This is a genomic window from Streptomyces olivaceus (genome assembly GCF_000721235.1).
In the GTDB taxonomy this organism is placed as follows: domain Bacteria; phylum Actinomycetota; class Actinomycetes; order Streptomycetales; family Streptomycetaceae; genus Streptomyces; species Streptomyces olivaceus.
In genome coordinates this window covers 72,894-87,385 of the sequence record NZ_JOFH01000007.1, presented here as the reverse complement: position 1 = coordinate 87,385, position 14,492 = coordinate 72,894, and the positions used below count along the sequence as shown (strand labels likewise).

Sequence of the window (14,492 nt, the reverse complement as noted above, 5' to 3'; positions counted from 1 at the left end):
ACAGCGGCGCGCAGCTCTTCACCCACAACCACGCCAAGCCCGGCGACCGGGTCGGCCCGCACGCCCCCTACCACTTCGCCCAGGTCGTCCTCGCCAGCGAGGACGGCACCCACCAGATCACGCTGGAGAACGAGACCCACTCCCACGGCGGGACGATCCCGGACGGCGAACTCGACGCGATCGTCGAGGACAACCTCGACCGGCACGGCGGCGACGGCCTGACCCGCCTGGCCCGGGCGGCCGAGCAGCGGCTGGCCGACGCCCGGAGCGACGGCGCGGACGCGACGGAGACGGCCCGCCTGGGCGACCTCGCCCGGGTCGCCAGGGCGCTGGCCGAGGTCCACGACGCCGAGCAGATCCCGTTCTACTTCGACGAGGACCGCCCCGAACACGCCCTGGCCCTGCGCGAGGTGGAGCGGGCGCGCACCCGCGCCAAGGAGGCGATCCGGGCCGCGGCGCCGCTGCTCGACCCGGCGGACCTGTGGTTCTTCCGGGCGTACAGCAAGCGGCCGGGGGAGTCGGCGCACGAGGTCAACGCGGCCCTCCTGTCGGAGGACGCGCCCGCGCTCGCCAACCCGCTGACGACGGTGGTGCTCCACGGCCACGCCCCGCGCCCCCACCAGCGGACGATCCGCTTCGCCCGCGAGCAGCACGACCTCCCCTCGGGAGCCGACGCCGCGATCGACGCCCTGGCCCGGACGCTGGCCCGCGTGGGCCTGTGGAACCGCGCCCACGGCCTGCCGCTGCCGGCGGTCACCGTCACCGGCCACGGCAACCGGTCGCAGGCCAGCGCCCGCAAGCGCGCCGAGGCCGTCGGCAGGGCGCTCGGCACCCGGCTGGCCCGCGTCCTGGCCGACTCCCAGCAGGGCGCTGCCGGAACACCCCTCGCCGTACGGGACTTCCCCCTCGACCTGGACGCCAAGCGGGTACGCGGCGCCACGGACCCCGACGCGGGGCGCGTGGTGACCGTCGACATCGACGACCGCCGCCGGGCGTCCGCCGACCCGGCGCCCGCCGGCACCGCGCTCCCGCGGCCGACGCCCGCCGCACCGACGGACGCCCGGCCCGCGGCGCCCGGCCCGGAGGAACCCACCGCCACCGCGCCCGGCCCGCAGGAGCCCGCCTCCGAAGAGGGGACCCCCGCGCGCTCCGCGTCCCCCGCGCGTTCCGCGTCCCGCGCCCGCAGCCGCTCTCCGCAGCCGAGCCCGGAGCACCGGAACAGCGCCGCGCCGCCGTGGGTCATGGCGCGCATCCGCTACGCCGAGGAGTCCCTCGCCTTCGACAAGAGGCTGGGCGAGTACCTGGCCGAGCACGAGGCCGTGGTCGCCGAGTACCGGAAGATGGCGAACGCGGCGTGGAAGGCGGCGCGCGAGCGGCACCCCCGCAGCCTCGGCGCGTTCGGCGACACCAGCAAGTACAAGGCCGGCGTCGTCGGCACGTCCCGACCGGTGCTCCAGCAGGTGCTGCGCGACGGCAACCTGCGCGAACTGGTGGCGCTGCTCTACGAGGGCATCTCCAGCGACTTCGTGCCCGAGATGCTCGGCGGCAGGGAGGAGCAGCACCCCGAGATCGCCGAGGAGCGGCCGAGCCGGCGGCAGCGCGAGACGCACGCCGAGTTCGAGCGGCGCGCCAAGGAGATCCTCGCCGCCCCGGACCTGACCCCCGCGCAGAAGAAGGCGGCGGTCGAGGAACTGGAGCGGTCGGTGACGATCCGGACCCGCCCCGAGGACGCGCGCCCGCCGCTCAGCGAGGCCGAGCGGCGCATCGCGGTCAACGAGCACGGCCTGACCTGGCTGCCGGCGACGTCCCTGTACGACCTCGCGATGAGCGCCGACTTCCAGCAGCGTTCGGAGGCGTCCGGCGGCCTGGTGGCGACCGGCACCGCCGGATCCACGTACCGCTTCATGGTGCACGCCGCCCGGATGCGGGAGCAGTGGGGCGTCGACCTCGACCTCGGCCTGATCCGCGCCGGCATGCTCGCCGTCTCCCTCACGGTGGACCACCACACCTTCCACGAGGTGATGCGCGGCGCCCAGTTGGCGCTGAACGACCTGGCGGGCCACGACCCGGCCCTGGACTACACCGACAACTGGGGCCGGTACTGGAACATCCACCCCTTCGGCGAGCAGGAGCTGCGGGAGAACGTCGCCCGCGAGGGCCGCTTCCCCGACGAGCACGCCCAGGCCCAACGCGACGAGGCCGAGGGCCGGTCCGGCACGCTGGCCCCCACCACCACCGGCCTGCCGCACCGCCCGGCACCGGCGCGCCCCATCCACACCCGGCCCGCCACCACCGGCCTCAACCACCCCCGCTCGCAGGCGCCGGACCTCCGGGTGCCGCACCGCACCAACCCGTTCGGCGACCCCGCGAACGGGCCCGGCGCCACCCCGGGCGCCGGCCCGCTCCAGGACGTGGCGCCCGACGAGGCCGAGCGGCACCGCGAAGGACTCCTCGACGCGCTGTACGGCCTCGGCGCCCTCAGCAACGTGGACCGGGAGCGGGCCGCCGACGCGCTGGAGCGGCTGGACCGGCTGCGGGGGGCCGACCCCCGGCTGCGCGGCGGCTTCCTGGACCTGGACGCGACGGTCCGCCGGGTGCTGCTGCTCGACCCCGCCGAGCCGGTGAACGCCGCGGCCCGCGGCGCCCTGGTCCGGCTGATGACGGTCCCCTCGTCGGCGGGGGTCGCCTCCCTGCCCGCGCTGTCCGCCCACTACCTGGCCCACCGCGGCGCCTTCCACCCGGACTTCCGGCTCACCGACGCCCAGGGCCGCCCGCGCGGCCGGAACTGGACCGGCCGCGCCCTGCCGGCCGACTTCGACGCGGACAGCACCGGCCGGCTCCGGCGCACCCCCGACGGCACGACCGGTGACAGCGGCGCCGAGGACGCGCCGTGGCGCCCCGCGCCGGGCGACCCCGACCCGTATCTCGTCCTGGCCGTCGGCCGGGGCGACGGGACCGTGGTACGCGGGCTCGGCGGGTTCACGCGTTCCGTGCCGCCCGAGGTGCTGTACGAACTGCTCGCCCTCGACCAGGACCTGGCAGGCCGGCCGGGCGCGGTACTGCTCCACGCCGAGCAGCCCGGCGCCGCACCCCTGGACCTGCCGCGCGGCCTGGCCGACCGGCTCGGCCGCGAGGTGTGGGCGGCCACCGGCCGGGCGGGCGTCGGACGCCTCCCGAGCAGTCCGGACCGCTCGCGTCTCCTGCTCCTCGACGCGGAGGGGCAGGCACCCCGGGGCCAGTGGCTCGCCAGCACGCCCGCCACCGCGCCCGCCCCGCCGCCCGACGGGCCCGCGGGCACGGCGGACGACCGGGTCACCGCCCTCTCCGTCGCCCACGACGGCCACCGGTCCACCGGCTACCTGTCGATGGACCTCGCCCAGGAGCCGGACGGCGGCTGGTCACGGACGCTGGAACACAGCCGCCTCGGGTCCGTCACCTCCTACACCCACGTGCGCAGCGGCTACGACTACGGCAGCACCCCCGCCACCCTGCCCTGGGTGGAACTCGGCCTGCCGGCCCCGTACTTCCCCAACAACCACGGGGCGCCGGACAGCGTCGTGTGGCACACCCCGCAGGGCCCGCGGCAGGACGACGGGCTGCGGTTCGCGCGCACCCTCGCCCGCCGCCGCAGCCTCGCCTCGCTCGCTCCCGGGCACCCCGTGGTGCCGCTCATCTGCTACGCGGCGGCGCGCCCCGGCGTCGGCGGCATACTCGGCGGCGACATCAGCGGACCGCTGCCGTTCGTGCCCGACCCCCTCGCGGCCGTCGCGACCGGCCAGCACATGGCCAACGAGACGGGCCGCACCGTGTTCGCGACCGTCCTGTCGAACTCGGTCGGCCCGGCCCGGCACAACGACCCCCAGTCGTACATCAACCTCGTGACCGACGCGCGCGGCCGGGCCCACCAGTGGGTCACGTTCCGGCCCGAGCCGTCCGGTGACGAACTCGACCTGCGGGCCCGCCTGGCCGGGCTCCACACGGACACCGGCCCCGTCCCGGAACCCGTACGGGAACGGACCCTGCGGCTCGTGCGGGCGCTGCGCGAGATCTTCGGCCCCACGGTCGACGAGAGCGCCCCGTACCCGGACCTGCTGCGCGGCATGGGCGCCCTCGACCTGATGCACCAGGCGGACCCGGCCCTGAACCGCGACGGCGCGCACCGGTTCACCCTGGACCTGTACGAGCAGATCCTCGCCCGGCACCGCTCGGCCGCACACGCGCCGGGACCGGTGCCGCCCGCCACCGAGGACGACCACCGCCGCCTCCTCACCGAGGCCGCCGCCCGCCTCGGCACCGGACAGCCGGGCCCCCTGAGCGACTGGCTCGCGCTGCCGCACCTGGCCCACCTGCTGGCGGGCCTCGCCGCGTCCCCGCAGCGCGAGCAGCTGGCCCGGCAGATCCTGGGACTCGACGCCGCGGCGCCGGTGGGCGAGAGCGAGTACTCCCGGCTGGTGTGGGCGTCGTTCAAGGTCGCCCTGGTGACGAGCCGGGTGGACCGGGGCGCGTTCGCCGCCGCGGTGCTGCACCTGCCCGCCCCCGACCCGGCCCGGTTCGGCGACGCGGTGACCGCGGCGCGGCAGGCGGCGGCCGTCGGCCGCGACCCGCGGCAGATCCACGAGCTGGCCGCCCACCGCCTGGAGCAGCAGGGCGCACTGGCGCCGCAGCGGCTCCTGACGAACGCCGACGGCACGGCGTGGGGCCGCACCCTGGACGGCGCGCACCGGCCGCAGGGCACCTTCGACCCGAGCGTGGTCACCCTCCTCGGGCACGGGCCCGACGGCTCCCTGGTCCCGGTCGGCAGCGAGCCCGCGCCCTGGGCCGCGCAGCCGGGCCGCCCGGCCCCCTTCGTCTACGTCGCCGACGGCAACGCCGACGGGCTGGTGCTGCCGGGCCCCGCCCCGGCCGCGGTGCCGGCCCGGCAGTTCGGCGAACTGGTCTTCCACGACGCGGAGCTGCTCGGCAGGGCCGGCCACACCGAGGTGGTCGCGGTGATCCCGCACGGCAGCCCGGCCGGGGTACGGCCGCCCGAGGGCAGCCTGCCCGACGAGGGCGCCCGCAACTCGGCCCGCAACTGGTGGACCACCCGCGGCGCCACCACCCTCCACCACGATCCGGCGACCGGCACGTACACCGTCGCGATGCTGCCCGGCCCCGACGGGCAGCCGGCCCCGACGGGCACCTGGGACCGGACCGCCCGCCCCAAGGGCGACCCGGAGGTTCCCCCCACGGGCCCGGTCGCCGGCGCCACCAACTCCGCGGCGGCGCTCCGGACGGACCGGCCGGCACAGTCGGTCACCGAGTCCGGCGGCGAACCCGTCACCGAGTCCGGTGGCGAGCCCGTCGGTGCCACCGCCGCGGACTGGGAGGCCCACGCGCGGGCCCTGTCCGCGCTCGGCGCGGCAACCGCCGGGGCCGCGACGGCGCAGCGGACCGGCGCCGACGAGGCGGCCGTGGCGGAGGCCCGGGCAGCGGCCGACGCGGCGCGCCGCCGACTGGAGGACGCCGAGGCGCGGTTGCGGACCCTGGGCGTCGCCCCGGAGGCACTCGGCGCGGCGCGGCAGGCACGGTGGGAGACCGGGGACGCCGAAGAAACCGGGGAGAACGGGAACCTCGGGTACACGGCGCCGTCCGTCCCGAGGGACGCCGACGCCCGCCGCTGGATCGCGGACCGGGTGACCGAGGCGGACCTGCCGCCCGCGCCGACGCCCGCCGCCGAGGGCGAGACCGTCGGCCTGCGCGACCTGGAGGCGGCGGGGCTCACGCCCTCCGTCGGGCAGCGCACCGAGATGATGCTGCGCGGCGACGACCGCCTGCCCGCGGCCACGCTGGCACCGCTCGACCTGGCCCGGATCCGGATGACCGGCCCCGGCCCCTGGACGGCCGCGTCGGACACCGTGGCGGCCAACGCCGCGCGGCGGCTGTGGACACGGGCGTACGCCGGCTTCGCGGACGCGGCGCCCGAGGGCACGGACGAGGCCGACGCCTCCCGCGCCTGGTCCGCCGCCGTCGTCCTGGTCCTGCCGGCCGAGCCGCACGACGTGCTCGCCGACTCCCGGTACGCGGGCGAGGAGTTCCGCGACGCGGTGCGCCGGGTCGCGGACCACGTGCTGGCCGGGGGAACGGACTCCGGGTCCGCCGCCGAACTGGCCGACGCCCTCCGCCCCGCACTGCACCTGCACCCGCGCTGGACGACGCCCGGCACCGACGCGGAGGCCGCGGGAGGGGACACGGCGGAGGCGACGGCGGGGGCGACGGGGGAGGGCCCGCCCGCGGACTCGGCGGAGGACACCGGGACGGACGCCGACGCGAGGGGCGGCCGTCCGGTGGGGCCGCCCGGGACACGGCGGCCGGCGCCCGCGGCGCAGTCGGGGACGGGCACCGACCTGCCCGACACGGACATGCCCGACGTCGACCTGTCCTTCCTGGACGGTCTCGACCCGGACACCACCGGCCTCGCCGACTTCGACCCGTCCGTCCTGGACGGCATGGACCTCGATCCGACCGACTTCACCGGCTTCGACTTCACCGGCTTCGACTTCACCGGCTTCGACTTCACCGACTTCGATGTCACCGACCTGGACTTCACCGGCTTCGACCCGACCGCCTTCGACACCACCGCCGTCGATCCGACCGGTCCCGACCCGACCGCCGTCGATCCGACCGGTCCCGACCCGACCGCCGTCGATCCGACCGGTCCCGACTCCACCGCCGTCGACACCGACCCGTCCGGTACGCGACCCACGGCCCCGAGCCCGACCGCGCTGGAAACGGCCGACGGGCACACGGTGTTCGCCGCGCCGGTCACCGCCGCGCCCGCGAGGCCGCTCGCGCCCCTGCCCCGGCTGAGCCTCGTGGCGTTCGAACCGGCCGGGACGGCCCCCTCGGCCGGCGCGCACGAGAGCGTAGAACGGCTGGCGAAGCGCGTGGCGCGGGCCGGCCTGCGCAACCGGCGTGCCGGGGTGCCGCTGCCGAAGGCCGACATCGCCGGGTACGGCGCCGACGCGCGCGGCGCCGGCACGGCACAGCAGCGGGAACACGACGCCCGGCGACGCGGGGACGAGCGCGCGCGGGCGGCGCACGACCTGTTCGTGCAGGCGCTCGACGACGCCCTGCGCACCCTCCAGGACCGGCTCCCGGCGGGACGGCCGCGGCTCACCGCGAGGGACTTCACGGTCACCTCGCGGGGCCGCGCACGGGTGCCCGGCGAGCCGGCCACCACGGAGACCGGGCCGGTCAGCCGTACGGACCTGGGCCGGCAGGCCACGATCGCGGTCACCTCGCCGGGCCACGCGGCGGCCGTCGAGGCCCTGGACGCGGCGCGCCGCGGCGACCCCGCGCTGCGCCCGGGGGCGTTCGACGCGGACGCGGTCGCCCGGCGGGTGCTCCGCCTGGCGCCGTACGTCCTCGTCGACCCGGAGACGCGCAAGGACCTGTACACGACGGCCCGGCGGGCGGCCGAGGCCGGACGGGCGTCGAGCGTGGCGGCGCTCACCGCGTTCCACCTGGCGGAGGAGGGCGTCCTCGCGGCCGACCGCACCCGGCATCTGACCGTCGGCGGGACGCGCGTACCGGGCCTGAACTGGACCGGCGCCGACGTCGCCGAGATGAACGGCCTGTTCGTGGAGGAGATCCCCGCCGACGGCGCGGGCACCGTCGCGTCCACGACGACCCCCGGCGCCCCCCTGGGCGCGACGGACCTCGCCCCGTGGCCGTGGGACACGACCCCGTACGCCGTCCTCGCCGAGGGCGGCCACGACACGGTGACCGCGACGCTGCCCGACGGGACGACACGCGACCTCGACGCCGACGCGTTCGCCGAACTGGTCGCGGCCGACCCGGCGTTGCGCTCCCTGCCGGACGGGACACCGATCGTGCTGGCGGTGCCGTTCGCCGGCGACCGGTACCTGGACCTGCCGCGCACGCTCGCGGACCGCACCGGCCGCACCGTGTGGGTGCACACCGGCCTGGCACGGCGCCACCCCGACCCGGCCTCCGGCACCACCGTCGCCGTGCTCCGGCGCGACGGGAAACCGCACGGCTCCTGGCTCGCGGTCCGGCCGGGCCTCGCCCCCGACGCCGACGACTCGGCTCCGGCCTGGCACCGCGACGTCCTGAGCCAGGCCGTCGTCAGCTCCGTGACCGGGCGGCAGATCGGCCGCAGCCTGCACGACGACGGCGAACTGCAGGAGCGCGAGGACAACTTCAGCCGCCTCGACCAGATGACGGTGTACGTCCACTACAACCCGGCCACCGGCACGTACTCCGCGCAGCTCCCGCTCGACGACCCCGGGCCCAAGGACAAGGCGTACCACCTGGCGGGCCACGGCCTGCCCGGCCGGCTGATGCTCCCGCTGGCCGGCGGCGGATCGCGGACGGCCGGCCGGCACGAGGCGGGGGAGTGGCTGCGGCGGCGCAAGAGCCTGTCGAGCCTGCCGAAGGACCACTGGATCGACCTGGTGGTCTGCCACTCCTCGGCCCCCCGCGACAGCGCGACGCAGGACCGCCCGCCCGCCGGTGCCCTCTACGGCGCCGTGCCGTTCGCCGCCGACCCGCTCGCCGACGACGCGGTCTCCCTGGGACAGCACCTCGCCAACGTGACGGGACGCACGGTGCGCCTCTCCCACGACGTGCAGGGCGCCGGCATGCACGGCGGCGATCCCGCACGCCTGCTGTGGACCGACGTCCGCGGACGCCGCTGGTGGTGGGAGACCAGCCGCCCGGAGCCCGGCGAGGCCGAGCTGGACCGGCTGGCGGCGCAGGCCGGCCACCGGGGAGAGCCGTCGCCGGCGAGCCGGGCCGCGACCCTGCGACTGGTACGGGCCCTGCGCCGCGTCCTCGGCCCCGACGCGGAGGACGCCGCCGACTACTCCGACCTGCTCCGGGGCGCCGTCGCGCTCGACGCCATGCGCCACGCCGACCCCGTCCTCGGACCGGTCGGCCCCTTCTCCCTCGACCTGCTGCACCGGGTCGTCGCGGCCCACCCGTCGGCCGCCTCCGGAGTGGACCGCGCCGCCGTCCGCCGGGTGCTGAACGCGGCCGCGGAGGCGTGGCGGGCCGCGCCGGCCGCGCCGTTGAGCCGCTTCGTGCACCTGCCCGCAGCGCACACCGCGGTCCGCTGGCTCCAGGACACCGCGGCGGTGGACGAGGCGGCCGTCTCCGCGCTGGGGCTCGCCGGCCCCGACGACGTGGGCGCCGCCGAGCGGACCCGCGTGTTCTGGGCCCGCGTCAAGGCGGTGGAGACACTGGCCGGGGCCGGGCCGGACGCGCTCACCACGAGGCTGCTCCACCTCGACCCGGCCCTCGACGTGGACGCCGCCCGGCACGAGCGGGCACTGTCGGTGCTGACCCGGGGCTTCGCGGCGGGCCGGGACATGGCCGACCCCGACGTGGCGGCTGCCTACGCCCTGGAGACCGGCGGTGCCTTCGACTGGTCCGCGACGCTCACGACGATGGGCACGGAGTCCGGCGGCGGGCGCGACTGGCGGGACACGGCGACGCTGCTGCCCGAGGTGGGCAGGACCAGGACCCCGGCCGGCCTCGCCGACGCGCCGTGGGCCGGCCCGGACGCCTCCGGCGGGAACCGGCCCACTCCGTACCTGGTGGCGGCCTACGTCGACCTCCAGGACGGCAACCGCCTCCAGGCGAGCATCGACGGCGCCCTCCGGGACACCTCCGCCGCCGAGTTCGCCGAGCTGCTCGCCGCCGACCCCGACCTGAACCGCAAGGATCTCTCGGTCCCCGTCCTGCTGGTGCTCGCCGGCATCGACGGTCCCGCGGACGGCGTCGCGGAGACGATCGCCCAGCGCCTCGGCCGCAGCGTGTGGTGGAGCAGGTACCCGGCGGAGCTCTCCGGCACGGACGACACGGGCGCCTCGGTGCCCACGCTCGTCCCGTCGATCATCACCACGGGCACCCCGACGGCCGCCGACTGGCAGGAGGCCCGCCCCACCGACCCCGCCGGCCCCCAGGAGGGCCCGCGCCCCATCGCCCCGCCCGCCAAGCAAGCCACCGACCCCACTGCCGCCACCGACCTCACCGCCCCCACCGACGTACCGCTCCCTGCCGCCAAGGCGCGCTCGTCGGCCGGGGAGCCCATGGAGGGGGTGGAGATGACGTCCGCGCCCGCGCTCTCTCCCGCCCCCGCGCCCCCTTCCGCGCCCGCGCCCACCACCCCCGCCCCGCCCGTGTTCACGGGCCCGGCGGCCCCGTCGCCGGCCGCCCTGCCCCCGCGGAGCCTCGTGGCCTACGCACGCGAGGCGACGGTCCCCTCGCCGGCCGGCCGGGAGACCATCGAGCGGCTGGCCCACCAGGTGGCCGCCGCCGGGCTGCACAACCGCCGGGAGGGCTGGGCCCCGCCGCGCGTCGAGGTCACCGGCTACGGCGCCGACGGCCAGGGCAACCGGGGCCTGAAGCGCGCGACGGCCGCCCGCAGCCACTTCCTGCGGCAACTGGCGCAGGCACTCGACCAGTTGCAGCGGAACCTCCCCGCCGACGCCCCCCGGCTGACCGCCCAGGACTTCCGCGTCAAGGCGCTGGCCATGACCCGCGTACCCGACGGCTGGACGGGCACGGGCGGGCTCGCCGGCGTCAGCCGCGCCGACCTGGGGCGGCAGGCGGCGATCCGCGTCGTCCAGGCGCCGGACGCGTCCGCGACGCAGACCCTCGACGCCCTCCGCCGCCGCGACCGCGTCCTGCGCCACAGTCCGCTGGACGTGGACGCCCTCGCCGCCCGAGTCCTGCACCTCGACCCGGGCACGGTCGTGGACCAGGGCACCCGCGACGCCCTGTTCGCGCTGGTGAACCGGGCCGCCGCGGCCGGACGCGCGACCAGCCTGCCCGCACTGGCCGCCCACCACCTCGCCGAGCTGGGCGTGACCGGCCCCGGCCGGGCCCGCCACTTCACCGCCGGGGGCCGCCGCGTACCCGGCCTCAACTGGGACCCGGACACCGACTCGGCCGCCGAGCTGGACACCACCCGCGGCGACGTACTGGAAGACACGGGACCGGGCCCCTACACCGTCGCGGAGACCCGGCCGGCCCCCTGGCCTCCGGGCACGACGCCGTACGTCGTGGCGGCCGGCGGGCGGCACGACAAGGTGGAGGTGCTGCTGCCGGACGGCACGACGCGGGACCTGGACGCCGACGAGTTCGCGGAGCTGGTCGCGGCGGACGTGGCACGGGAGCGGCTGCCGAAGGACACCCCCCTCGTGCTGGCCGTGCCCTTCGCCGGCGACCAGTACCTCGACCTGCCGCGCACGCTCGCGGACCGCACCGGCCTGACGGTGTGGGCGCACAGCGGCGAGGTGACGCTCAGCTCGGACCAGGGCGTGAGCACCGTCGACACGGTCCGGCGCCCCGGCTCCCCCGAGGGCGACTGGACCGCGAGCGAGCCCGGCCTGGCGCCCGACCCCGACGACGACGTGCCGGACTGGTACCAGCAGGTGGCCACCCGGCCCATCGTCAGCGCGCTGACCGGCAAGCAGATCGGGCGGGCCTCGCACCACGCCGGGGAGTGGGCGACCGCCTTCGAGGACGACGACCGCCACCTGGACCGGATGACGACGTACGTCCACTACTACCCGGCCACCGGACAGGTCTCCGCCGAGCGGGAACTGCCGCGTCCGGGCGCGGAGAACGCCGCCTACCGCCTGGACATGCACGGCTCGCCCGGCCACCTGCACCTGGCGATGCGGGACGGCACCGTCAGGCCGGTCGACGAGCGGGAGGCCGGGCCGTGGCTCAGGCGCCGCAAGAGCCTGTCGAGCCTGCCGAAGGACCACTGGATCGACTTCGTGGTCTGCTGGAGCGGCGCCCCCCGGGACCGCGCCGTGCCCGTGTCGCCGAACACGGCGAGCGACGCCTACGCCGGCCCGTTCGTCCCCGACCCGCTGAGCAGCCTCTCCATGGGCCAGCAGCTCGCCAACTCCACGGGCCGCAGCGTCCGGCTGTCCTACAGCTCGCAGGGGACCCGGAGCCACGACGGCCGCTACACGCGGACCCTGTTCGCCGACGCGCAGGGCCGCCACCGGGCGTGGGCCCTGTTCCGGCCCGACCCCTCGGGCGCCGATCTCGACCGGCTGGCGGCCCTCGCCGGTCTGGCCCCGGGTGACGGCGAGGTCTCCGACGAGATGCGCGCCGGGACGCTGCGCCTGGTGCGCGCGCTGCGGCTGACCTTCGGCCACGACGTGGACGACGCCGCCGACTTCGGGGACCTGCTGCGCGGCGTGGCCGCGGTGGACCACATGTGGCGCAGCGACACGGACTTCGACGCCGCCGGCCCGTTCACCCTGGACCTGCTGAACCGGGTGGTCGCCGCGCACCCGGAGGCGGCGTCCGGGGTGGACCGGGCGGCCGTGCGCCGCGTGCTGGCCGCCGCGGCGGACCACTGGGCGGCGTGGCCCGGCGACGAACTGGTCGGCTTCGCGGAGGTGCCGGCGATCGAGGAGGCCGCCCAGTGGATGCGGGACGGCGACCTGGAGGACGAGGCCGTCACCGCCCTGGACCTGTCCGGCCCGCACCAGGTGGGCGAGGCCGTGCGCTCGCGGATGTTCTGGGCCCGGGTGAAGGCCGAGGAGACCCTGCGGGCCCCCGGCACGGACCTGAACGTCCGCGTGCCCAAGGTGCTCCACCTGCGGTCCGGCACACGGCCCGCCGGCCACCGCGACACCCTGCTCGACCTGCTCACCCGCGCTTTCGCCACCGGCCGTGACGCCGCCGACCCGGACGTGGCGGCCGCCTACGACCTGGACGAGTCCGGGGTGTACGCCGCCACCGGCGTGGAGACGGTGCACGGCGGCGAGAGCGGCGACGGCCGGGACTACACCGCCGAGCAGGCGCCGACGACGGTCGACCTGGCGGAGTTCGGCACGCCCTCCGGCACCGCGGACGCGCCGTGGGCGGGCCGGAAGGGCCCCGCCCCCTACCTCGTACGGGTCACTCCGGACGGCAACGCCCCCGACCTCCTGGAGCTGTCCTTCGACGGGGAGACGCATCGGGTGGCGGCCGGCGAGTTCCTCGAACTCCTGGCGCACGACACGTCGTTGGCAGGAAAGGAACTGAACGTGCCGGTCGTCCTCGCCTTCTCGGCCCACGACGGCGACCCCGGCGACCTCGCGGAGCGGATCGCCCAGCGACTGGGCCGCACCGTGTGGTGGACGGGGTTCCCGGCGGACCTCTCCGCGACCGGAACCTCGGGGGAGCCGGTCCTCACCCTGCGTCCGACGCCCGACGGCGACGTACCGGACGCCGCTGCCTGGGAGAAGGCCCGCCCGGCCCAGGCCACGTCCCCCGGCGACGCGCCCCGCCCGGTCCAGGCACCGCTCGCGAGGGCCGGCGCCGCCCCGCTCCTCGAATCGTTCCCGGCCCTCACCCTGAACGACGACACGGACCCGGACACGGACGCGGAGGCAGCCGACTCCGGCCCGGACGCCGACGACGCCGACGCCGACGCGGAGCCCCGGGGCGGCACGGAAGGGCGCGCGGGCGACCTCCCCGCACCCGACTGGGTCCTGTCCCGCATCCGCTACGCGCAGGAAGCCCTCCTCTTCGAGCAGCGACTCGCCGCACACCTGGGGGAGAACGAGCAGGTCAACGCCGAACTCGGCAAGGTCGTACGGGCCTTCTGGAGCATCACGCTCCACAACCGCCTCGACTACCGGCTGTTCGGCAGCAGGAACGAGATGTCCGCCGGCGCCGTCGGACAGCGGTACGAGGCCCTCGCGCGGGTCGTGGACTCCGGCAACCTGCGGGAACGGGTCACCTTCCTGTTCAACGGCGTCGCCAAGGACCTCGTCCCGCACCTCATGGGCGGCGTCGAGCCCCAGCACCCGGTGATCGGGGTGGAGCGCCGCGACCGGCACCGGAGCCAGCTCTTCCAGGAGTACGAGCGGAGGGTCGCCGAACTCCGCGCGGCGGAACTGGACCCCGAGGACGAGGCGCAGGAGATGGAGGACCTGGAGGCGATGCTGCGTACGCCGCTGCGCCCCGACGAGGTCAGTCCGCCGCTCAGCGAGGCCGAGTGGCGGCGCGCGGTCCGGGACGGGGAGCTGCTCTGGTCGCCCGCCTCCATGGAGCACACGCTGCCGATGGCCGCCGACTTCCAGGCGCGTTCCGAGGACTCCGGCGGTCTGGTGCTGACCGGTACCTCGGGCAGCGCCTACCGCATCCTCACGCACGTGGCCCGGCTGACCCGGCTCGCCGGTGTCCCCGTCGACCTCGGCCTCGTCCGGGCCGGACTGGCGAGCATCCTGGTCGGGGTGGGGCACCACAGCTTCCACGAGGTGATGACCGGCGCCCAGCTCGCCCTGGACGAGTTCGACCCCGGGGCGACCTCGGTCTACTCCGACAACTGGGGCCGGTACTGGGACGTCTACCCGCTGACCGAGGAGGAGTTGCGGGCCTCCGTGGCCCGTGAGGGACTCTTCCCGGACGAGCACGCCCGCGCACTGCTCACCCGGCTGGAGGCGGAGCGGACCGCCGGCACACGACAGTGA

At 77.0% G+C, this 14,492-nt stretch carries 1 protein-coding gene (only partly in view); it reads left to right on the top strand.

The window, feature by feature from the left end; genetic code table 11:
• Positions 1-14,492, top strand: the 3' portion of a protein-coding gene (locus tag IG94_RS38510; protein WP_157852237.1) for a lonely Cys domain-containing protein. Its footprint begins 19,162 nt before the window's first position; 14,492 of the gene's 33,654 nt are visible here — the last part of the coding sequence; its start codon lies beyond the left edge, outside the window; the stop codon is at positions 14,490-14,492.